General features: G+C 46.9%; 22 protein-coding genes and 1 other annotated feature. Of the genes, 20 read left to right on the top strand and 2 right to left on the bottom strand.

What is annotated here, in order from left to right:
• Positions 1-76 precede the first annotated feature (76 nt).
• Positions 77-5,044: a BclA C-terminal domain-containing protein gene (locus MHI12_RS19255; protein ID WP_405170062.1), complete on the top strand. Its 4,968-nt coding sequence runs from the start codon at positions 77-79 to the stop codon at positions 5,042-5,044.
• Positions 5,045-5,257: 213 nt separating this feature from the next.
• On the opposite strand, the gene serA is transcribed toward MHI12_RS19255, so the two are convergent.
• Positions 5,258-6,853 carry a phosphoglycerate dehydrogenase gene (serA, locus tag MHI12_RS19250; protein ID WP_047843574.1) on the bottom strand — a complete coding sequence of 532 codons (1,596 nt, stop codon included), beginning with the start codon at positions 6,851-6,853 and terminating at the stop codon, positions 5,258-5,260.
• A 199-nt stretch (positions 6,854-7,052) separates the two neighbouring features.
• Positions 7,053-7,283 (bottom strand) — a binding site (T-box leader).
• A 335-nt stretch (positions 7,284-7,618) separates the two neighbouring features.
• Here serA and MHI12_RS19245 point away from each other — a divergent pair.
• From MHI12_RS19245 to MHI12_RS19235, 3 genes are read left to right on the top strand one after another with little or no spacing between them, the layout of a single operon-like run.
• On the top strand, positions 7,619-8,212 hold the full coding sequence (locus MHI12_RS19245; RefSeq protein ID WP_405170061.1) for a CPBP family intramembrane glutamic endopeptidase: 594 nt from the start codon (positions 7,619-7,621) through the stop codon (positions 8,210-8,212).
• Positions 8,209-8,661, top strand: a complete 453-nt coding sequence (locus tag MHI12_RS19240; protein ID WP_017687671.1) for a hypothetical protein — start codon at positions 8,209-8,211, stop codon at positions 8,659-8,661. Before MHI12_RS19245 ends, MHI12_RS19240 begins: the two co-directional genes overlap by 4 nt.
• Before the next feature lie 29 nt (positions 8,662-8,690).
• Positions 8,691-9,488 carry a metallophosphoesterase gene (locus MHI12_RS19235; protein WP_405173024.1) on the top strand — a complete coding sequence of 266 codons (798 nt, stop codon included), beginning with the start codon at positions 8,691-8,693 and terminating at the stop codon, positions 9,486-9,488.
• 45 nt (positions 9,489-9,533) lie between these two features.
• Here MHI12_RS19235 and MHI12_RS19230 read toward each other — a convergent pair whose 3' ends face one another.
• A complete protein-coding gene (locus tag MHI12_RS19230; protein ID WP_405170060.1) occupies positions 9,534-10,430 on the bottom strand; it encodes a polysaccharide deacetylase family protein in 897 nt (298 codons plus the stop codon).
• Between the two features lie 94 nt (positions 10,431-10,524).
• Here MHI12_RS19230 and MHI12_RS19225 point away from each other — a divergent pair, with 94 nt between their 5' ends.
• The 16 genes from MHI12_RS19225 (at position 10,525) to MHI12_RS19150 (ending at position 22,621) form a co-directional block, all read left to right on the top strand.
• Positions 10,525-10,878 carry a hypothetical protein gene (locus MHI12_RS19225; protein WP_405170059.1) on the top strand — a complete coding sequence of 118 codons (354 nt, stop codon included), beginning with the start codon at positions 10,525-10,527 and terminating at the stop codon, positions 10,876-10,878.
• 187 nt (positions 10,879-11,065) lie between these two features.
• On the top strand, positions 11,066-11,680 hold the full coding sequence (locus tag MHI12_RS19220) for a genetic competence negative regulator (protein ID WP_338587613.1): 615 nt from the start codon (positions 11,066-11,068) through the stop codon (positions 11,678-11,680).
• Between the two features lie 43 nt (positions 11,681-11,723).
• Positions 11,724-12,419: a glutamic-type intramembrane protease PrsW gene (prsW, locus tag MHI12_RS19215; RefSeq protein ID WP_017687676.1), complete on the top strand. Its 696-nt coding sequence runs from the start codon at positions 11,724-11,726 to the stop codon at positions 12,417-12,419.
• 114 nt (positions 12,420-12,533) lie between these two features.
• Positions 12,534-12,704, top strand: coding sequence for a hypothetical protein (locus MHI12_RS19210; protein WP_165980215.1), 171 nt, complete (start codon positions 12,534-12,536; stop codon positions 12,702-12,704).
• 121 nt (positions 12,705-12,825) lie between these two features.
• On the top strand, positions 12,826-14,172 hold the full coding sequence (gene ypeB, locus MHI12_RS19205) for a germination protein YpeB (RefSeq protein ID WP_405170058.1): 1,347 nt from the start codon (positions 12,826-12,828) through the stop codon (positions 14,170-14,172).
• Between the two features lie 148 nt (positions 14,173-14,320).
• Complete coding sequence (locus tag MHI12_RS19200) at positions 14,321-14,974, top strand: flagellar brake protein (RefSeq protein WP_017687679.1); 654 nt, start codon at positions 14,321-14,323, stop codon at positions 14,972-14,974.
• 64 nt (positions 14,975-15,038) lie between these two features.
• Complete coding sequence (locus tag MHI12_RS19195; RefSeq protein WP_076317426.1) at positions 15,039-15,263, top strand: hypothetical protein; 225 nt, start codon at positions 15,039-15,041, stop codon at positions 15,261-15,263.
• Between the two features lie 103 nt (positions 15,264-15,366).
• Positions 15,367-16,071 carry a (d)CMP kinase gene (gene cmk, locus MHI12_RS19190; protein WP_315936052.1) on the top strand — a complete coding sequence of 235 codons (705 nt, stop codon included), beginning with the start codon at positions 15,367-15,369 and terminating at the stop codon, positions 16,069-16,071.
• Entirely contained in the window at positions 16,068-16,655 is a 588-nt protein-coding gene (locus tag MHI12_RS19185) for a 1-acyl-sn-glycerol-3-phosphate acyltransferase (protein WP_091018056.1), read from the top strand. The genes cmk and MHI12_RS19185 overlap by 4 nt, the downstream gene beginning before the upstream one ends.
• A 142-nt stretch (positions 16,656-16,797) precedes the next feature.
• Positions 16,798-18,012 (top strand): 30S ribosomal protein S1, encoded by a 1,215-nt coding sequence (rpsA, locus tag MHI12_RS19180; protein WP_036607712.1) that lies wholly within the window; start codon positions 16,798-16,800, stop codon positions 18,010-18,012.
• Positions 18,013-18,197: 185 nt separating this feature from the next.
• A complete protein-coding gene (der, locus tag MHI12_RS19175) occupies positions 18,198-19,520 on the top strand; it encodes a ribosome biogenesis GTPase Der (protein ID WP_047843568.1) in 1,323 nt (440 codons plus the stop codon).
• A gap of 11 nt (positions 19,521-19,531) precedes the next feature.
• Positions 19,532-20,155: a glycerol-3-phosphate 1-O-acyltransferase PlsY gene (gene plsY, locus MHI12_RS19170; protein ID WP_076209908.1), complete on the top strand. Its 624-nt coding sequence runs from the start codon at positions 19,532-19,534 to the stop codon at positions 20,153-20,155.
• A complete protein-coding gene (locus tag MHI12_RS19165; protein ID WP_211083487.1) occupies positions 20,148-21,188 on the top strand; it encodes an NAD(P)H-dependent glycerol-3-phosphate dehydrogenase in 1,041 nt (346 codons plus the stop codon). Before plsY ends, MHI12_RS19165 begins: the two co-directional genes overlap by 8 nt.
• Positions 21,189-21,291: 103 nt before the next feature.
• Entirely contained in the window at positions 21,292-21,567 is a 276-nt protein-coding gene (locus MHI12_RS19160) for a stage VI sporulation protein F (protein ID WP_017687687.1), read from the top strand.
• A 173-nt stretch (positions 21,568-21,740) separates the two neighbouring features.
• Positions 21,741-21,920 (top strand): DUF2768 family protein, encoded by a 180-nt coding sequence (locus MHI12_RS19155; protein ID WP_017687688.1) that lies wholly within the window; start codon positions 21,741-21,743, stop codon positions 21,918-21,920.
• Positions 21,921-22,003: 83 nt separating this feature from the next.
• Complete coding sequence (locus MHI12_RS19150; RefSeq protein WP_341008042.1) at positions 22,004-22,621, top strand: hypothetical protein; 618 nt, start codon at positions 22,004-22,006, stop codon at positions 22,619-22,621.
• Positions 22,622-22,637: the final 16 nt, after the last annotated feature.

Genomic DNA, 22,637 nt, shown 5'->3' with positions numbered 1-22,637 from the left:
AGTGTCCAAGATAATTTTCCTTCCTATGTGACATAAGCTTGAAAAGCAAGCAAGATAGAGGAGGATTGAGTTAAGCATGTCCGATGATCGAAAAAGGGTCAATATTAAAGCTTTCCTGGAAGGCAGATCTTTTAGAGCAGGCTCTCCGTTTATTCCAATAACCACAAGCGAACTGGAGCAGTTTGAATCCATACTGCGTTCTTTGGCTGTGGCTATTCCTGCTGCAATTAGTCAGCCGACTTCAGCCAATATACTGTCATTACAGAATGGATTACGCCAGTTACTTACTTTTGTAAATCAATCCGGATTTCGTGCCGGAGTAAAGGCTGAATTACAAGCCGTATTGGAATTAACGATTGCAGGTTCAGAGGTTGTCCCTGTTCCTCTTATTAATCTCGCAGGTAACTTGCAAAACTTACTGGATGACTTGTTAAGTGTGACGTTGCTTCTTGAAGTACCACCTGCAGAAAAAGATAAACTTGTGGGATTAATTCGATCGATCTCCATATCGTTAAGCCGGGCGACGACAACTCTTGGAACTGGAGGAATTACCGGACCAGCCGGCCCACAGGGAGTGCCAGGAGTCCCGGGGGTACCAGGTGTCCCAGGAGTCCCTGGAGTGAAAGGGGCTACTGGCACACCGGGAGGAATTGGACCAGTAGGACCGGTGGGCCCAGTTGGTCCACAGGGAGCACAGGGTCCTGCAGGAGCACCTGGTGTTGGCTTGAACAATATTACTGCATATGATCCTGCACTGGGACCAACTTATGCTCAAGGTCAAGTAGTAAGCTACGAGGGTAGTCTTTATGTTGCCAATGTAAACGGTCCCTTGGGTACACCCGGAAGTTCTCCAGACTACACTCTTTTACTGTCGGGTGGAACCAATGGAGCAACGGGAGCAACCGGAGCTGGTTTGACAGGAGCCGTGGCATTTAATGCAGCGCTCGCCCCAGGTTATCCAGCAGGTCAAGTAATTACGTATAACGGCAGTACTTACATTACGAGTGTAGCTGGTCCTCTAGGAACACCGGGATCTTCATCGGATTACACATTAATCGCTGCTGCGGGGGCGACTGGTGTTACTGGAGCCACAGGTGCAGGATTAAGTGGCATCGTGCCATTCGATCCCGCATTAGCCCCAACATATCCAGCTGGACAGATCGTCACGTTTGGTGGCAGTACTTACATTACAAATGTCGCTTCGCCAACGGGTACGCCAGGAAGTTCGCCAGATTATACATTGCTTGCAGGTGCAGGACCTACAGGAGCCACAGGTGTAACGGGAGCAACCGGGGCGGGATTGACAGGCCTAGTGCCATTTGATCCAGCCGTAGCCCCAACGTATCCAGCGGGTCAAGTCGTAACGTTTAACGGTAGTACGTATATAACTAATGTCGCATCACCAACGGGAACGCCGGGCACCTCACCAGATTACACGTTGCTTGCGGGCGCAGGAGCAACGGGAGTTACAGGAGCAACCGGCATTGGTGGAACGGGAAGTACCGGAGCTACAGGAGCATCGGGCGTAACAGGAGCGACAGGTGTGACGGGTGCAACTGGCGTTGGAGTTACAGGAAGTACCGGAGTGACAGGAGCATCAGGGGTAACGGGAGCGACAGGCGTAGGTTTGAGTGGCATTGTACCATTCGATCCAGCCGTAGCCCCAACGTATCCAGCGGGTCAGGTTGTAACGTTCAACGGCAGTACGTATATTGCGAATGTAGCATCACCAACCGGAACGCCGGGCACATCGCCGGATTACACGTTGCTTGCTGGCGCGGGAGCAACGGGAGTTACGGGTGCAACTGGAGTTGGTGGAACGGGAAGTACCGGAGCTACAGGAGCATCGGGCGTAACAGGAGCGACAGGTGTGATCGGTGCAACTGGTGTTGGAGTAACCGGAAGTACCGGAGTCACAGGGGCATCAGGAGTAACGGGAGCGACAGGCATAGGTTTGAGTGGCATTGTACCATTCGATCCAGCTGTAGCCCCAACGTATCCAGCAGGTCAAGTCGTAACGTTCAACGGTAGTACGTATATTGCAAATGTGGCATCGCCAACCGGAACGCCGGGGACTTCACCGGATTACACGTTGCTTGCTGGCGCGGGAGCAACGGGTGTGACGGGTGCAACTGGTGTTGGAGTAACAGGAAGTACCGGAGTCACAGGGGCATCAGGGGTAACGGGAGCGACAGGTGTAGGTTTAAGTGGTATCGTACCATTTGATCCAGCCGTAGCCCCAACGTATCCAGCGGGTCAAGTTGTAACGTTCAACGGCAGTACGTTTATCGCTAATGTGGCATCGCCAACCGGAACGCCGGGGACTTCACCGGATTACACATTGCTAGCGGGCGCAGGAGCAACGGGAGTTACAGGAGCAACCGGCATTGGTGGAACGGGAAGTACCGGAGTCACAGGAGCATCGGGCGTAACAGGAGCGACAGGTGTAGGTTTAAGTGGTATCGTACCATTTGATCCAGCCGTAGCCCCAACGTATCCAGCGGGTCAAGTTGTAACGTTCAACGGTAGTACGTATATTGCGAATGTGGCATCGCCAACCGGAACGCCGGGGACTTCACCGGATTACACGTTGCTTGCGGGCGCAGGAGCAACGGGTGTGACAGGTGCAACCGGCATTGGAGTAACGGGAAGTACCGGAGTAACAGGAGCATCCGGCGTAACAGGAGCGACAGGCGTAGGTTTAAGCGGTATCGTAGCATTCGATCCAGCCGTAGCCCCTACGTATCCAGCCGGCCAGGTTGTAACGTTCAACGGTAGTACGTATATTGCGAATGTAGCTTCACCAACCGGAACGCCGGGCACATCGCCGGATTACACGTTGCTTGCTGGCGTGGGAGCCACGGGAGTTACGGGTGCAACTGGAGTTGGTGGAACGGGAAGTACCGGAGCTACAGGAGCATCGGGCGTAACAGGAGCGACAGGTGTGACAGGTGCAACTGGAGTAGGAGTAACCGGAAGTACCGGAGTCACAGGGGCATCAGGGGTAACGGGAGCAACAGGCGTAGGTTTAAGTGGTATTGTACCATTCGATCCAGCCGTAGCCCCAACGTATCCATCGGGTCAGGTTGTAACGTTCAACGGCAGTACGTATATTGCAAATGTAGCATCGCCAACGGGAACGCCGGGGACTTCGCCAGATTACACGTTGATCGCTGGAGCAGGAGCGACAGGTGTGACGGGTGCAACTGGAGTTGGAGTAACGGGAAGTACTGGTGAAACAGGAGCGACTGGTCTTGTAGGGTTGACTGGGGCGACGGGGATCACAGGAGCCACGGGACTAAGCGTAACGGGATCTACAGGAATAACTGGAGGAACCGGGGCAACTGGTGAAACAGGAGCGACTGGTCTTACAGGGTTGACTGGGGCGACGGGAATTACAGGAGCCACGGGATTAAGCGTAACAGGAGTAACTGGAGGAACTGGGGCAACTGGTGAAACAGGAGCGACTGGTCTTGTAGGGTTGACTGGGGCGACGGGAATTACAGGAGCCACAGGAGTAAGTGTAACAGGTAGTACTGGTGCTACAGGGGAAACAGGAGCCACAGGAGCAACAGGAGTAACGGGATTGACTGGCGCAACGGGAGTAAGCGTAACAGGAGCAACGGGAGTCGGCATAACAGGAATTACCGGAGCAACTGGTGTCACTGGTGAAACCGGAGCGACAGGTATAACCGGGGCAACAGGAGTCGGCGTAACGGGAAGTACCGGAGTTACTGGTGTCACTGGTGAAACCGGAGCGACAGGTATAACCGGGGCAACAGGAGTCGGCGTAACGGGGAGCACCGGGGCAACTGGTGCGACGGGGGAAACCGGAGCCACAGGTATAACAGGAGCAACGGGAGTTGGCGTAACGGGAAGTACCGGGGTTACTGGTGCGACGGGTGGAACCGGAGCGACAGGCATAACAGGAGCAACGGGAGTCGGCATAACAGGAATTACCGGAGCAACTGGTGTCACTGGTGAAACCGGAGCGACAGGTATAACCGGGGCAACAGGAGTCGGCATAACGGGAAGTACCGGAGTTACTGGTGTCACTGGTGAAACCGGAGCGACAGGTATAACCGGGGAAACAGGAGTCGGCGTAACGGGGAGCACCGGAGCAACTGGTGCGACGGGGGAAACCGGAGCCACAGGTATAACAGGAGCAACGGGAGTTGGCGTAACGGGAAGTACCGGGGCAACTGGTGCGACTGGCGTAACGGGAAGTACTGGAGTTACTGGTGCGACGGGGGAAACCGGAGCCACAGGTATAACAGGAGCAACAGGAGTCGGCATAACGGGAAGTACGGGAGCAACAGGTGCAACTGGGGGAACAGGAGCCACAGGTGTAACCGGAGCAACGGGAAGTACTGGAGTAAATGGTGCGACTGGTGAAACCGGAGCGACAGGTATAACTGGAGCAACGGGAGTCGGCATAACGGGAAGTACGGGAGCAACAGGTGCAACTGGGGGAACAGGAGCCACAGGTGTAACCGGAGCAACGGGAAGTACTGGAGTAACTGGTGCAACTGGTGAAACCGGAGCGACAGGTATAACTGGAGCAACGGGAGTCGGCATAACGGGAAGTACCGGAGCAACAGGTGCGACTGGGGGAACAGGAGCCACTGGTGCAACCGGAACATCTGTAACATCTAACTCGGCTTTTGCTGAGAACACTAATGGTACGATTGTTGTAATATTGGGTGGTACACTCGTTCCATTACCGAATAACCAAAATATTGGCACAGGTATAACCGTCAATGGGACAAATGACACCTTCACACTGACCAACGCAGGTCGTTACTATATCTCATACAAAATAAATCTGACAGCTGCACTTGCTATCCAATCTCGGGTTTTACTTAACGGTGCAGCAATTCCAGCGAGTGTAGTATCTCCAGTACTTTCTCTCAGTCAGCTGCAGTCTGATTTTATGGTTACCGTTACCGCTGGTTCTACAATACAGTTACAATTATTCGGGCTTGTTGGCGCAGCCGTTCTGTCTCCTCCGGGGTCTACACTAAACATTATTCAGTTAAGTTAATAGTTCGATAACGTATTAAGACTATTTCCCAGTGGACAAAAGAAGCGGACTTCATATGGGGGTGATGGGTACCCCTTTTCCAATTCCACAAATATTTTGTTTGCAAACTTCTTCACCGATATTTCAGCGGGTACAGTCATACAATTTCCTTACGACAAAAAAGACGGGACCACGATGGTCCCGTCTTTCCTTTTACATATAGAGAATATTTGATTATTCCAGAACAATTTCAACAGCAGTATTGATTTCCGGCAGTGCAGCAAGCTGCACAAGCACATCTTTTGGAACAGCTTTATCTACGGTCAGAATCATGATCGCTGCACCACCAATAATTTTACGTCCAACCTGCATGGATGCGATGTTGACATCGTTTTGTCCAAGCAGCGTTCCTACACGTCCGATAATACCTGGTTTATCGTTGTGGGAGATCAAAATTTGATGACTTTCCGGAGCGATATCTACCGGGAATTTGTCCAGACGAACAATACGTTCTCCATAACCTGCAAGCAATGTGCCCGCTACACGACGTTCCTCAGCATCCTGAGTTGTAACCAATGTTACGGTAATCAGGTTAGTAAATCCTTTAGTTGTTGAGGTTTGGCTTACAACCACATTCAGATCACGGATTTTGGCCAGATGCATGGAGTTAACGATGTTGGCTTCCCCACCCAAATGTCTGGCGAGAATCCCTTTCACAATGTAACGAGTGAGAGGAGACGTATCTACTTCAGAAAGTTCACCAGCATAGTCGATCCGAATCTCCTGCACTGCATTTTGTGTAATCTGTGCTGCAAAACTACCCAACGTTTCACCCAGTTTGAAATACGGTTGCAATTTGTTCATCACGGTTGGTGCAACAGCCGGCATGTTAACTGCGTTTTTAAACGGTTCGTTACGCAAAATGTGAAGCACCTGTTCCGACACATCGATAGCCACGTTCTCTTGTGCTTCTACTGTGGACGCACCAAGGTGAGGCGTAACGATAATGCTTGGGTGATTCAGGAACGGGTGATCAGCGGCTGGCGGCTCGCTTTCGAATACGTCAAATGCTGCACCAGCAACAATACCTTGATCAATGGCTTCGACAAGTGCCATCTCGTCAACTACACCACCACGAGCACAGTTGATGATACGCATGCCTTTTTTCATCACTTCGAATTGTGGACGTGAAATCATATGCCGTGTTTCCGGTGTTAATGGCGTGTGTACGGTCATGAAGTCCGCATTGCGAATGATATCATCTACACTAGCCAGCTTCACTTGCAGCTTCTCGGCACGCTCCTCCGTGAGGAACGGGTCGTAAGCAAGAATGTCCATTCCAAATGCTTTGGCGCGCTTGGCAACTTCACTACCGATCCGTCCCATACCCAGTACACCAAGCGTTTTATTTCTTAATTCCACACCCAGGAAGGTTTTACGATCCCACGTACCCTGAATAGTCTTGGCATATGCCTGAGGAATGTGTCGTGCCAATGCCATCATCATGGCAAACGTGTGCTCACAGGTTGTGATGGTATTGCCATCAGGTGCATTAATAACGATGATACCGCGCTGTGTAGCAGCTTCCAGATCAATGTTATCTACACCAACACCTGCACGTCCGATCACCTTAAGATTGGTACCAGCCGTCATAATACGATCTGTAACACGAGTCTGGCTGCGAACCAAGAGGGCATCATAATCACCAATAATGGCAACAAGTTCATCTTCACTAAGACCGGTTTTCTTCTCAACAACAACATCATTTGCATCCACCAGTTGCTGGATCCCCAGATCACTGATTGGGTCCGACACTAACACTTTGTACATGGTTTCTTCCTCCTTAGGTATGTGTATCTATATCGTCAAGGTCTGACCTCAGCGAAGAGGTATTCCTTAAAACCAGGTTGATTCTTCCGCCCAACAACGCGGTGTCGCAACAGAGGGGGAAGGTGAAGCAAATAGAGTGATCCCACAGATATCCTTTAAAATAAATCAAAAAACTCTCAATCCACATACTGCTTGCGCAATAAGGGACGAGAGTTGTCGTGGTACCACCCTAATTCACCGCCGTTTCGCAACGACAGTCTTAGCGGTCAATGAAGACCGAAGAGGATAACGGGTCTAAACCGATTGCACCTACTCCAATTTCAATGCAATAACTCAGGAGCGCTCAAGACCATTTGCCTGCCACCGATTCACACCTACCATCGGCTCTCTGTAAGACGAAGCAACGTCTTTTTTCCATCATCGTGTTTAACGTGACTAATTTTTTCATAATGTATCATGGCTGACATGAGCATGTCAATAGGCTTAAATGTTTTAAAATGTTTTGCAGATGTCTTTAGATTCACACATAAACAGAGTCACCATAAGTAATACAATAGTTAATATACCTACCACAAGAAGATGGAAAGTAAGCTGTTTGGTGAACTGGATTTTACTGCTTTAATGAAGTAATGGCACGGACATATAACCAGGACTTGGGGCAGGCCTTGAACCTAATTGGTTTTTTGGCTATCATTTAGTATACTATCCGATTGGACAACGTAATTGTTATCCATCAAATTTAACTCAAGAGGACAGACGCATCCGATGAAAAAATTCAAGTTTCCCAAGTTCAAGATTCAGAAGGCTGAGCCACAGCGGCTTACCGAGCGTTTACTTTTAATCAATCTATACTTTACACAAGGTCTGACACTTATTATCGGAGTTGTGTGGATCTTATTGCAGAAACGAAACTTGTTAGATGTACTCGCATGGCCTGACAATTACCAATTTATATGGTGGGGTCTTGGTCTTGCAGGAATAATGCTTGTTATGGACTTGGTACTGTCGTATGTTATACCTCAGGAAAGCATGGATGACGGTGGAATTAACGAGATGCTGTTCCGTGGGCGTCCGATCTGGCACATTGTATGTATAGCAGCCATTGTTGCTGTGTGTGAGGAATTATTATTCCGTGGAGCCATCCAACATGCCATCGGTCCTTACTGGACAAGTATTTTATTTGCAGTTATCCATATTCGTTATTTGCGCCACTGGATTCCAACAGGCTGGGTGTTTGTCTCAAGTTATGGATTGGGTTGGATTTACTTGCAGTCCGGCACATTATGGGCGCCTATATTATGTCACTTTATAATTGATTTGGTGTCCGGATTAGCGATACGTTTTCGGAGGGGATCATGAATCAGCCATTAAGTAGAATGAAGACATATGGCAGTCAGCGCCATCGTCAATCGGATAAAAAAGAGAAATCCGAGCGTCAGGTGGCTTCTCAAGTAAGCATCGTTGCTGAAACGGCAGCAGCTGCTGAGGTTGGCGGAATCACACCAATTACTTCCGTTTCTTTACCTAGATCACAGCGCAAACCTTATACAGAAAAACTGGAAAGTCCAGTACTTCCTCAAAGGGCACCATCACGCTCCAAAAAAACGCCAAATTCAACGGAAGAATCGATCCCCGAAGCGGGTTCGCTTCCTACACGGACAGAATTACATCCTTCACGTCGGTTAAAATTGAGCAAGAGGTTTGTCAATTCACTCATTTTTATTTTTGTCATGTTAACGATTAGTCTGGTTTGGTGGGGGGTTGAAGGGGCACCCGCTCTGAATACGTTCCTTCCCTTGCCGTGGTAATGCTTTTACTCGCAGGTTTAATCATTTTGATGGGAGTTTTACTACTTTTTCATATGTGGCGTGAAGCCCATATTCATCAAATGATTGAAGAAGAGATTGAAGTGCCTCATCTGCCAACATCCTTTGACGGGGCTATGATTTTGTATGTATCCGACACGCACAAGCGCAAACTGAAGCAGAAGGATCTGGAAAACGTTAAAAACAAGGTGGACTGGGTTCTCATCGGCGGGGATGTTGCGGAAAAAGGAATCTCATGGTCTTTAGTTAGACATAACATGAAAATTTTATCGAACATTGCTCCTTCATTTACGGTGTATGGCAACCATGACAAGAGGGCAGGTACCGCTCAACTTTCGCGAATCCTTCGGGAATCGGACGTTAAGCTCCTTCAGGATGATGTGGAATATCTACAAAGGGGCAACGACAGATTAAGCCTGATCGGCATAGACTATCGTTCCAAACAGGGCGATGTATTACTACAGCAGATCGGTAACCGTTTTTGCAAAATTGCTATCGTTCATGATCCTTTGCAGGCCCTTCGCTTGGAAGAAAATGCAGATCTTATTTTAAGCGGTCATACACATGGCGGACAATTGGTTTTACCATTTTTCGGACCTGTGTTCCTGAGCAAAGCGTATCGTCCCGTATCGAACGGGTGGTACTCCCTGAAGCGAAGTCCGGAGGACGTTCACCAAGAAGGCAAAATGCTTGTTAGCAGAGGATACGGAACAAATCATCTTCCTCTCCGACTAGGTTGTCCTGCGGAGATGCATATCATCACGTTAAGAGTGCCCGCGGAAAAAGCACTCACAGAGAAACAGCCTTGATCCATTGGATCAGGGCTGTTTTATTTTAATGTGCAAAATTACAATTTAACGAGCTTCCAATTCTATTGCACGCGGATCAACAAAGGAATAACCTTTCTTTTCGAGCTTGGTCAGCAACTCATCCAATGCTTCAACCGTCCATGGCAACTCGTGCATCAAAATATTGCTTCCGGGATTTAACTGGTCCAATACATTTTGAATGACTTTTTCCGGTTTGTCTTTGGTGCTTTTATCCCAATCGAGCGAACCATTAGACCAAGTCATATATAACATGCCATTTTTCTTCACAGCAGCCTTCAGTGCATCATTTCCCGAACCAAAAGGTGGACGGAAGAATTGCGGTTCCTCACCAATGGTATCCTTCACTATTTTTTGGACATCTGTAACCTGTTTTGCCGCCTCAGCGTTGGACATTTTTTGGAGATCCTCGTGATCCCAGGCATGATTGCCTATAATCTGACCCCGTTCATGTATGAGTTTGAGCAATTCTGGATGGCTTTTTACCCGATATCCATTGACGAAAAATATCGCTTTAGCGTTATGTTTATCTAAAGTGTCGATCAGTGAAGTAATCATTTTTTCTTCTTTGGGTCCATCATCAAAAGTTAACAAGACCACTTTGTTTGGGCTCGCTTCATCGTTTGGTTTAATATAATAATTTTCATTCATATGATACGTCTTTTCCACTTTCTCTTCTGTAGAAACCTTCTCCGAAGATTCAGGTTCTTCTTCTGTCACAGTTGAATCTTCCGTTGAAGGCTCGGGCATACCAGTTCCGGGTTCTCCTGTTTCAGTTGGGTTAGAGTTACCTTGCTCTTCTTGAACCGTGGTAGTTGATTCGCCCGCTGGTGTGGAATTATCAGATGTTTTTTCTTCCGCTGTCCCACAAGCTGACAGCAGCAAACTTGCAGCAATGATCAATGCGGCGGTATGTCTGAACATGATTTCAACTCGCTTTCCTGTATTTATACGGAATGAGATCGCTCACTCCCGCAAACACTAAACATGATTTTAACACTTGAAGGAGGTTGGTGTAATGAAGACGTCATCCTTTTTTTGGGGTCTTGTCATTGGTGTTGCAGCCAGTTCATGGCTGTCCAAAGGCAAATTGCCCATGTTGTCATCGGGTTCATCAAGAAATATGATGGACCAGGCAAAACATAAAATGATGGAAATGACTTTCCCGGGTATGGACGGGTTCACAAGCAAGCAAAATCAACATGGTGAATCCCACAAAAATCCGGCAGCAAAGACCGCAAGAGCAATTACACCGCAGGAAAAAGAAGCGAATATGAGCATGCTCAAAGATTTTATTCGCACCAATCCCGATGTGAAGCATGAAGTTGAGCAAATTTTAAGTCAAACAAACACAACAGTACCGGGTTTATAAACCAAAACCTCCAATTAGAATCATCCACAGTCTGGATTGGCTGTGGAATGATTCTTTTTTTGTCGATTTTACTTCGTGCATTTAGAGGTATAAAATGATAACATAACTACATAGATTTATTTTCAGCACATATTGTTTTGTGCTTCATAATCTGTTATAAGACTTGCTTATAAAGGGGAGATCCTGTATGAAAATAGAACGACTAAGTCACGATAAGATACGGATTTTCCTGACCTTTGACGATCTGAGCGAGCGCGGAATACAAAAAGAAGATATGTGGCAGGAAATACCTAAGGTTCATGAACTGTTCACTGAAATGATGGATCAGGCCTATTCCGAACTTGGATTTGATGCCACAGGTCCACTCGCTGTCGAAGTATTCGCACTTCCCGCTCAAGGGATGGTTGTCATTGTCACACGTGGAAAATATGATCCGCAACAATATGGTTCAGGTCATGAAGATGATCTTCCTGAAGAAGTATATGAAATGGAAGTTACACTCGAGCAAAGCGATTCCATCGTTTATGCATTCAAGGACTTTGAAGTGCTCATTGAAGCTGCACATATGTTGCGTCAGCATGTTACGGATGCTGGGAGACTTTATTCTTATAAAGACAAGTGGTTCTTGCATTTTGAGCCAGATGAGGTAGATTCCACCAAACATGCGGCATTGATTGCTTTGCTTGCTGAATTTGGTGAAGGCTCCTCAATGACTCCGGCAGTTATGGAAGAGTATGGTAAGGTTGTTATTCCTGCACAAGCGATTGATGTTATCTGCACCCACTTCAAACGCCAGGATTAATCTCTAGTTGTAATCGCGTCTTTAGTCAGAGGAGGGAATTTCGGTGCTTTTGTTTTCGGTCTTAGCGGCAGCAGTTGCTCCGGGTCTCGCCTTGTTAACATACTTTTACCTGAAAGACCGTTATGATTATGAGCCACTTCATATGGTATTGCGGGTTTTCCTCATGGGGATTCTGATGGTACTGCCTGTGATGATTATTCAGCGTGGCATGATGATGTGGCTCGGGGATAATCCTTATCTTGAGGCCATTATGATCTCAGGTGGTGTGGAGGAATTCGTTAAATGGTTCGTTCTTTATCATATCATCTATAATCACACCGAATTTGATGAGCCGTATGACGGGATCTTATATGCAGTAGCTGTTTCACTTGGATTTGCCACTGTAGAGAATGTGTTGTATGCCTTTGCGGGGAATGCATCCGTCTCAGCCATGTTCCTTCGGGCACTGCTCCCTGTTTCAGGGCACGCTATGTTTGCGGTAATTATGGGTTATTATATGGGTAAAGCCAAGTTTATCGGTGGTAAGAAAAAGCGGTGGTATCTCGTTCTTTCTCTGGTGTTACCTTTTTTCTGGCATGCATTGTACGATGTCATCATGAACACCATGGTGAATCATTGGTTGTGGTTTATAGCGCCGCTAATGGCGGGCCTGTGGTATGGGGCAATGGGTAAAATCACACGAGCTAATAACCGTTCTCCTTTTCGTTTTGTGAAGCGGGAGGAAGAGGTTAAATTATAAAAATACGGACACACTGGTGGACATAAAGCGCATATTGCGCCTATGGCTCCGGTGTGTTTTTATTTTTACAGATAAACTCCCGGGGAATGACCAACAGAAACGGAGATCGTTGTGATGAGAATTAAAATTAAAATCAGATGCAAACAATGCGGTGAACGATTTACATTACGAGGCAAGAAAGAACGGGGCCGGATTGAGACGGGATTCAAGCAGTGCCTCTGCGATAACAGAGACCAGTTCGAAATTGAAGAAGAGGGCATGGCAACTGGGATTCAGCTGAATTAAAAGGAGGACCCAGACAGTACTTTAGCAGCCTGCTTGTGTAAGGACTGGAAATCGCATGCATAAGAGATCTTTCTTCGATCCACAATAGAGGTAGTGGTTTAGAAGAAAGGAGACTCTACCGATGTATAAACGATTAAGTTCAGTTATGTTTCCGATATTTGCGGTTCTGCTGGTCGGTGCGCTCGTGTGGGGCTATCAGGAGAATCAGGAGAAGAATGCAATTCTGATCAAGGCAGAGAATCAATATCAGCGTGCCTTTCACGATTTATCTTTTCATATGGACAAACTGCATTCGGAGATTGGTAACACCTTGGCGGTTCACTCTACATCACAGGGGATGCATCGCAAAGGTCTGATGAATGTATGGCGACTCACCAGTGAAGCGCAGAATGAGATCAACCAACTGCCACTCACCATGCTACCATTTAACGAGACAGAGGAGTTTCTCTCGCGTATTTCGAACTTTGCCTATCGGGCGTCGATGCGTGACTTGACGAACGAACCACTAAGTGAGAAGGAAATGGGCAACCTGAAAAAGCTGTATCAGAATTCATCCGAGATTACCAAGAATCTGCAGGATGTGCAGCAGAAAGTGCTGACGGACCGATTGCGCTGGATGGATGCAGAGACTGCCATGGCAACACAAGAGCAAACCATGGACAACACGATCGTTGATGGTTTTCGTACTGTGAACAAAAAGGTACAGGAATACCCGGAACTTGATTGGGGTCCTTCCGTATCCAATATCTATGCAAAACGATCAGTCAAGAAACTGGACGGTCTGCCGGTGACCAAAGAACAGATTCAAAGCAAGGCTGCAAAATTCTCTGATGCGGATAGTAGCAAAATCCAAGTGCAGGAGAACGGTAAAGGAACAGACTGGGAGTCGTATACTGCCACGATTGATCATGCCAACAATGGCAAACTGATGATGGATTTCACGCGTAATGGCGGAATGCTGATCTCTTACAGTGATACGCGTCCAATCGGAACCAAAAAAGTATCTCGTCAGAATGCCATGGCTAAAGCAGATCAATTTCTAATGAACAAAGGTTATAAGGATATGAAGGCTGTAAACTACGATGAATATGGTAACCTGGGTAACCTTACTTATGTGCGTAAGCAAGGGGACACGTTGATTTATCCCGAGAAAATGTCAGTTCGTGTAGGTTTGGATACAGGCGAAGTTACCGGCTTCCAGGCGAGTGACTTTGTCTACGAACATAATGACAAGCGCAAAATTCCGAAAGCAACTCTTACAGAGCAACAGGCGCGGAAAAAGCTTAATTCGGAGTTCGAAGAAAATTATGTTCGCAAATCTCTGATTGAGAATGATTACAGCAAAGAAGTATTATGTTATGAATTCGGAGGGAAAATTAACGGATCCCGTTACCGGATATACATTAATGCGAATACAGGATTAGAAGAAGCGGTTGAAGAGATCAAACCGGTCAATGCAACCTCATAAAAAGATGGATAATCTCAATTTGAAGTTGAGCGATTAACTGCGGCAGACCACAATGTGGTCTGTTTTTTTCTTGTTCAATGTGAGAAAGGTCATGGTATAATAGTCCTTGTACATACGAAGATAAATACATAAAGTGGCGGTGAACAGCTTGTTTCCTAAAATAAATGAAATTTTATACATCCAGATTGCTTCTGCAGATGAAAAAGAGGAACACAAAGAGTACAAATCACGCATTGCAGATATGGATGACAGCAGTTTTCTGATTGAGGTCCCGATGCAACAAGGAAGCAGCCGTCTGAAAAGGCTCTTTTTCGGAGAGGAATTGTCCATTTCATATATTACGGAGGATGGGGTCCGGCATTATTTTAATACCTATGTCACGGGATTTGAGGAAGATGTGGTCCGTCTTGTCCGTATCCGCAAACCGCTTCCGAGCGATATATCCAAAATACAACGGCGCAGCTTTCTTCGTGTTCATGCAAACCTCGAATTGGCCATCCAGAGTGAAGACCTGACCCGTGCCGTCGGATTGACTGAAGATATTGGTGGCGGTGGATTGTCCATCTACGGCGAAACAGGTTTTTCAATAGCTGAAGGTCAAAAACTGAAATGCTGGTTGCTGGTTCCCTACCGGAATTCAACCATTGAACATGTGAATTTTGAAGCTGAAGTTGTACGGATCAAAACCCTGGAAACCGGCAGACAGCTGTGCATGCTGAAATTTGTGCAGATTTCAGATTCGGAGCGCCAGAAAATTATCAAGTTTTGTTTCGAACGGCAACTTGACTATCGCACGAAATAGGAATGTTGTGGCATAAAGAGAGGGAACTGCGGGTACCGTAATGAAAAAAAACGGAGGTATTGCCTTGAATCGTCGTCATGCAACCCGCAGATATGAACGACTTTATTATGTTTTCTCCAGGCGAATGGAACGAAAGGTTACGATTCTGATTACAGTCCTTCTAATCCTGCTTGTGGTATATCAATTGCTGCTGTTGGTACCCGGCTTCAAAAAGAATTTGACCACCATTGACCGCCTGGAAGGAACGCCAATTGAAGTGCAAACGATGAATGATTACAAACGTCGTTGATTTGTCTGTTTTTGCATCCATGTGTAGAGTGTGGTATAATTTTCACGATGCAGGCAATGCCTGTTTTTTTATTGAGGTTTATCGTTTGAGGAGGAATGCCCCGTTGGCAAGCCAGAACACATCAGAGAACGGGAAAATGAACGTTGCAATTGACGGACCTGCCGGTGCCGGGAAAAGCACGGTGGCCCGATTGGTTGCAGAGGCGCTCGCGTATGTATACGTCGACACAGGCGCAATGTACCGTGCGGTAACCTTGCACATGCTTCGGAATGATATTGCGCCGGAAGAAGTGACACAGGTACTTCAGGAAGCCCAAAAGCTGGTCATTGATTTACAACCGGATCCCGACGGACAGAAAGTGTTCTGTAATGGGGAAGAAGTAACCTCGGAAATCCGCTCCCGTGAAGTGACGGGAATCGTGTCCCGATATGCGCAAATCGAGGGGCTGCGTACGCAATTAGTGGATACTCAGCGGCAAATGGCTTTGCGCAAGGGCGTCGTCATGGATGGACGCGATATCGGAACGACAGTATTGCCCGATGCGGAAGTGAAAATCTTCATGACTGCCAGTGTGGAAGAGCGTGCGCTTCGCCGCTTCAAAGAACTGGACCCTTCTGAAGGACTGACGTTGCAACAGCTGGAGCGAGACATTGCCACCCGTGACAGATTGGATGAGAATCGGGAAATTTCCCCATTGCGTTGTGCTGAGGATGCTATCGTCCTTGATACAACGGAGATGAACATCCATGAAGTGGTTGACAAAATCGTATCTTATTGCACAATGGTCAGAGGAGAGATCGGTCTATGATTTACACATTTTGCAGCACATTACTGCGGATCATTTATACCATTCTTTTCCGCTTGGAGGCCGTTGGACGGGAGAATATTCCGAAAGAAGGCGGCGTACTTTTATGTTCCAATCATATTAGTAACTTCGATCCTCCAACCGTTGGTATCAAAATTCGCCGTCAGGTGCGTTTCATGGCCAAAAGCGAATTGTTTGAAATTCCGGTACTCGGCCGAATTATTAAAGCAGTGGGCGCTTTCCCCGTTAAACGTGGAGGTGTCAGCAAGGAATCCATCAAAACCTCACTCAATATTTTGCGTGATGGTCAAGTGCTTGGAATCTTCCCCTCGGGAAGCCGTCACAATGATGGAGGTATCGGCAAAAAAGGGGCAGCGAGTTTTGCTCTCCGCAGTGGCGCTACAGTTATTCCTACTGCTATTATCGGTAACTACAAAGTTTTTCGTAAGATGAAAGTTGTATATGGAGCACCAGTAAGTTTGGACGAGTTCAAGGAAGACCCATCTGGAGAAGCTCTGGAGAAGGCGACTGAAAAGATTATGTCCAAGATTAACGAAATGGTGCAAACGGGCGTGCCAAGCAAGTAGTGGCTTCGTCGGTAGCTGAGTGCATGTTTCCATATTTTTGAGGGAGACTAAAGCTTGAGCACTCAGTGATGAAAGTGTTTTGAACTCTGCTACAGGCAGGTTTGAATATAATGGGGTTTTTGAATTGAGGAGGGTATTTGACATGTCGGAAGAAATGAAAAATCAAGAAGCAACCCAAGATGAGTTGGATCAATTCGTTTCCTTGAAAAAAGGAGATACCGTAAAAGGAACCATCGTCAAATTGGAAGATAACCAAGCCTATGTGAGCATTGGATATAAATATGACGGTGTCATTCCAATTCGTGAACTGTCTTCATTACATGTTGACAGCGCGTCTGACGCAGTAGAAGTTGGACAAGAAGTTGAAGCTAAAGTTCTTAGCATCGACGACGAGAAAGAAAAACTCGTTCTGTCCAAACGTGCAATCGACAGCGAAAACGCATGGGATCAATTGCAAAAGCATTTTGAAGACCAAGACGTATTCGAAGTTGTTGTAGGTGATGTTGTTAAAGGCGGTCTGGTAGCAGATGTGGGCGTACGTGGATTTATCCCGGCTTCCATGGTTGAACGCCATTTCGTTGAAGACTTCAGCGACTACAAAGGACGCACACTGCGTGTTAAAGTGAAAGAGATCGACCGTGAGAACAACAAAGTGATCCTTTCCCAAAAAGACGTACTGGAGCAAGAATTCGAAGCAAACAAAGCTACAGTAATGGCTGGTTTGCAAGAAGGTCAAGTGATCGAAGGTACAGTACAACGTTTGACTCAATTCGGTGCATTTGTTGATGTGGGCGGAGTTGACGGTTTGGTTCACGTATCCGAGCTGGCTTGGACACACGTTGAAAAACCATCCGACGTACTGTCTGAAGGTGATAAAGTTAGTGTGAAAGTGCTGAAAGTTGACCCTGAAAAAGGCAAAATCAGCCTGAGCATGAAAGCTGTTCAACCAGGTCCTTGGGAAACAGCAAGCGAAAAATTCAATTCCAGCGATATCGTAACAGGTGTTGTAAAACGTCTGGTAGACTTCGGTGCATTTGTTGAAATCGCTCCTGGTGTTGAGGGACTTGTGCATATCTCGCAAATCTCCCACAAACACATCGGCACTCCTCATGAAGTGTTGAAAGAAGGACAAGAAGTTCAAGTTAAAATCTTGGACATGAACCCTTCTGAGCAACGTGTAAGCTTGAGCATCAAAGAAACAGAAGAAGCTCCAGCTCAACCACAAAAATCAGAAAGACCTTCAAGAAACAACGCTCCGCGTGAAGAAATCAACAATCCAAACGTTTCCTTGAACAATCAAGGTATGAGCACTACGCTTGGCGAACTGTTTGGAGACAAACTCAGCAAATTCAAATAAGTTAACAATGCATGGTTCTAAGTTATATACTGCATATTTTGCTGAATAACAAAAGCAAGATCGGCGAGCCCCAGGCGGGTTCGCCGATTGTTTTTATTGCGAGTAATTTGGCATGAAACGTTAGCCAAGACATATCTTTTTTGCTATGATGAGTATCGTAAGTATGGACAGGAGGAGTGGAATGTATGGCAAGACCCGTTGTGGCAATTGTCGGACGACCGAACGTGGGTAAATCCACCATTTTCAATCGGATCATCGGCGACAGACTGGCCATTGTGGAAGACAAGCCGGGCATTACCCGTGACCGCATATATGGAATCGGTGAATGGAACGGTAAACCATTTAGTATCATTGATACAGGTGGTATCGAAATTGATGGTGAAGATGTAATTTTAAAATCGATTCGGATGCAAGCAGAGCTCGCTATTGAAGAAGCGGATGTTATTGTATTCATGTGTGATGCAAAAGCAGGTATTACGCAATCGGATGAAGAGGTAGCAGAGATGCTCTACCGCTCAGGCAAGCCTATTGTTGTAGCCGTTAACAAAGTGGATAATATCGGACGAAGTGAGCTCATTTATGAGTTTTATGGATTTGGTTTCGGTGATCCCATCGGCGTATCCGGAAGTCACGGTACAGGTGTAGGTGACTTGCTTGATGCAATTGTGGAGAAGTTGCCAGAACTTGAGGAAGAGACTTACGATGAAGATGTCATTCGTGTAGCTCTGATCGGACGTCCTAATGTAGGTAAATCTTCACTGGTGAACGCTATTCTGGGTGAAGAGCGTGTCATTGTAAGTGACGTGGCTGGAACGACCCGGGATGCGATTGATACACCTTTTGAAAAAGACGGCCAACGTTACGTGCTGATTGATACAGCAGGTATGCGTAAGCGTGGTAAAGTATATGAAACAACTGAGAAATACAGTGTAATGCGTGCGATGCGTGCGATTGAGCGTGCAGATGTTGTTCTGATTGTCATTAATGGTGAAGAAGGCATTATTGAACAGGACAAGCATATTGCAGGATATGCATTCGAAGCTGGTAAAGCGTCATTGTTTGTTGTGAACAAATGGGACGTGGTAGAGAAGCATGACAAAACGATGAAAGAATTTGAGAGAAAAATTCGGGATCACTTCCTGTTTATGACTTATGCTCCGGTCGTATTCTTGTCAGCCCTCACAAAACAACGCTTACAAAAACTGTTGCCGGTTGTGCAACGTGTAGCAGAGCAACACACGTTACGTGTGCAGACACATCTGCTTAACGATGTGGTGTCTGATGCGGTTGCAATTAATCCTCCGCCAACAGATAAAGGACGGAGAATGAGAATTAACTATGTGACTCAGGTTGCAGTTAAACCGCCGACCATGGTTATTTTTGTGAACGACCCTGAGTTGATGCACTTCTCATATGAGCGCTATCTGGAGAATAAAATCCGTGCAGCGTTTGATTTCGAAGGAACACCAATTCGCATATTTACTCGGAAGAAGTCCGACGAAAGTTAGGGGAGAAGTGTGTGATTTTACAAATCGCAGCGATTGTACTGAGCTATTTGCTCGGTTCGATCAGCTTTAGTGTCCTCCTTGCCAAAGCGATACGGGGGATCGATATTCGTCAGCACGGAAGCGGAAACGCGGGAGCTACCAATACATTGCGTATTTTGGGTAAAGGACCGGCAATTGCTGTTCTGTTACTTGATGTACTTAAGGGTGTTGCAGCTGTATGGATTGGAATCTGGCTGAGTGACGGTTCTGCCTGGATTCCTGCACTCAGTGGTATAGCAGCCATTGCAGGACATAACTGGCCGCTATACTTCCATTTTCGTGGAGGAAAAGGCATTGCCACAGCCATTGGTGTTCTGGTGAGTCTTGCTTTCCTACCTGCGTTATGTGCTGGGGTGATCGCCATTCTGTCTATTGTATTGACACGCTATGTTTCATTGGGGTCTCTGATTTTTGTAGCATTTACACCCATCTTTATCTTGGTATTACCCGGATATTCAATGAATATCTTCTGGGGGAGTCTGATTATTTGTCTGTTTGCGTTCTGGAGACATCGTACCAATATTGCGAAGCTCGCCAAAGGACAGGAAAATAAATTGGGATCGAAAAACCCTGGAGGGGGTAAACGAGTTGTCTAAAAAAGTTGCTGTTCTGGTCGCTGGGAGCTGGGGAACGGCTCTGGCCAGTGTACTCGCCGCCAATCAGTTGGACGTGATGATGTGGACACGTGGTGAAGACCAGGCTAACGAAATCAATAACAAGCACACTAATACTCGCTATCTTCCGGATGCGGAGCTTTCAACACGGATTCAAGCAACAACTGATATGGAAGCTGCGGTGGAAGGCGCTATAGCTGTGTTAATTGTTGCGCCTTCTTCAGCCATGCGTGCGGTTACGAACCAGCTTAAGGCTTATTACAAGCCTGAGATGTTAGTCATTCATGCAACCAAAGGTTTTGAGACAGAAAGCCTGAAACGGATGTCCACAGTCATTTCAGAAGAGCTTGAATGTGAAGAAGGACGTGTGGTTGTTCTTTCTGGCCCAAGCCATGCGGAAGAAGTGGTGAAGCGTTGTCCAACGACAGTGGTTGTAGCTTCACTGGATAAGGCATCTGCCGAGTCTGCCCAAGCTTTGTTTATGAATGCCTATTTCCGGGTTTACACGAATCGGGATATGATCGGTGTTGAGCTGGCGGGCGCATTCAAAAATATCATTGCTCTTGGTGCAGGTATGTCGGATGGTCTTCAATTTGGTGATAATGCCAAAGCTGCTTTGCTAACACGCGGTTTGGCAGAGATCACACGTATTGGTGTTGAGATGGGAGCAAATCCGCTAACGTTTTCGGGACTTGCTGGAATCGGGGATCTGGTTGTAACGGCTACAAGTCAGCACAGTCGGAACTGGAGAGCAGGTTCCATGTTGGGCCAGGGACAGAAGCTGGATGATGTTCTGAAGTCCATGGGCATGGTGGTAGAAGGCATTCGAACTACGCAAGCTGCCTATTTCATCTCCCAAAAATACGGAGTGCAAATGCCAATTGCGGATCAGTTATATCACGTTTTATTCCAGGAGAGACAGCCACGTGATGCGGTTGAAGCCTTGATGGGACGTGACCCGAAGACTGAAATGGAAGTCATGAAGCTTGAAACCTGGGAGCAGTGGCATTCCTGATTGTAATCAGCCTAAACGTACCTTGTGAAATAAGAAGCTTATTCACCTTTTCTGTAGCAGACTCATACTATACACATGAGTATTGCCGGAGGAGGGGAGACGAATGGGTAACAACATTTCCAAAGATGCACTGAATGCAATCAATAAGAAAACGGGTAAAACGATAACGGAAGGTGCCGTTAAGAAATTGGCAAGCACGGTGAAACCAACGACGATTCAGAATGAAGCTCAGTTGCGCCAATTGATCAAACAAGTATCCGCCATGGCGAAAGTCCCGGTATCTGAGGATACGGTTAAGGATATTGTGAGTGCGGTCAAGAAAAGCGGATTGAATCCGAGCAGTATGGAATCGTTAATGAAAATGATGATGAAAAAATAATAGATCACACCCGCTTGTGCAGGTGATCCAGTAAGACAAAAAGACGAGTCGGCTTCTGCCGGCTTGCTTTTTTGTCTTTTTTTTGGAAAGTTGAGCTGAATTTCGTGTTATAATGGTTGCAATTGTCACAGTGTCAGTGATGAATATCGGACTGAAGGGGAGACTGTTGGATTATGAGCGCAATGGACAAGATGTGGCTGTCATTGGTGGCCATCCTCATTATGGGACTATCTGTATTCCTGATTACGTTTGCTCGTGCCAAAACAAAAGGTATTGTACGGGGGATTCTTTCTCTGATTGCATTTTTGATTATGCTGATTGGCTTTTTCGGTGGAATCGCTTCTCTGACCTGATTTCCCATGCCTGAAAGATAACATCCGCATAAGCACATCATAAGAACTGACACAATGAACACGGATGAGGGGAGTGTGAGCCTATGGGGCCGCATGATACGGAGGGTCGGACAGAGCGTTATCCGGAATTACACGCGGCTTTGCTGGAAACGGCCAAAGCCTGGAACACACAGCCGCAGACATGGTTACTTGGAGGGAGTTGTGGGTTGCTGCTTCAAGGGGTGGAGTTGCAACAGGCTCCGAGAGATATTGATATCTATGCGGATGTTGCTGCTGCTAAGGAACTTCACCTTAGCGCTCCGGGGGAAATGCTTGACGAGCCTACAGTGGACAAGACAGGACCGTATGCTTCTCTGTTGAGCCACTATCAGGTGGGTGAATGTGCGCTGGAACTGGTTGGTGGTTTCGAAATATGGGCTCGCAAAAGTTGGTACCGTATCGAGATTGAACATGTACTTGCTCCGCATGCACCAGTAGCACAAGTGGGTTCATATAGCCTGCGACTGATGCCGCTTGCGCATGAGCTGTTGTTTAATCTGCTGCGAGGTCGTGAAGATCGTTATGTCCCCATTGCGACACAGATGCGCGTGCAGCCAGATGCACATCAACCTATAATGATGCTTTTAAGTCAACAGAATGTATGGACAAACCGCTTCAGAGCCGAAGTGGAAGAGCTTGTTGGCTTTACATGGCCCCAGTAGGTTGAGGGAGGAAAAT

Source organism: Paenibacillus sp. FSL H8-0280 (genome assembly GCF_045040665.1).
Classification (GTDB): Bacteria; Bacillota; Bacilli; order Paenibacillales; family Paenibacillaceae; genus Paenibacillus; species Paenibacillus xylanexedens_A.
The sequence above is the reverse complement of the archived record's forward strand: the minus strand, read 5'-3'. Positions and strand labels throughout refer to the sequence as shown.